The organism is Streptomyces sp. CO7, from assembly GCF_053474865.1.
Map to the genome: position 1 here is coordinate 1 of NZ_JBRIOU010000100.1, position 457 is coordinate 457.

Here is a 457-nt window from a genome sequence, read left to right on the forward strand (position 1 = left end):
CAAGTAAGCTTTATGAAAAAGGCAGCAGAAAAAACAGCGGCACCTTACCAAATACCTGTTGATGTCATCAATGTGAGATTATACGGAACAGCGAACGGAGAAAAAATACTAGAGCATGCTCTGAAACTAGCAAATGAATCTTAAGTAATTGGAGGAGAAGCAGATGACGGTATTAGAGGAAATGCAGGGAGCAGCCTTTCAAATCATTGCTCATGCAGGCGAGGCAAGAAGTCATTATGTTGAAGCGATTCGTCTAGCAAGAGCTGATGATTTTGAAAAAGCACAGCAGTTGATTGAAAAAGGGGAGGAAGCGTTTCGAAGCATCCACAACCTGCACTTGTCGCTGATCCAAAAAGAGGCGGCAGGTGAGCAGCTTCCCTTTTCTTTACTGCTGATACATGCAGAAGATCAAATGCTCACAACAGAGACCATTCATCTGCTTGCCATCGAAATGATT

The 457-nt window shown here is 43.1% G+C and carries 1 protein-coding gene; it reads left to right on the forward strand.

The features are described 5' to 3' along the window. Window positions 1-163 precede the first annotated feature (163 nt). On the forward strand, window positions 164-457 hold a 294-nt coding region (locus ACOV8S_RS31305; RefSeq protein ID WP_448321864.1), incomplete at its 3' end, for a PTS lactose/cellobiose transporter subunit IIA.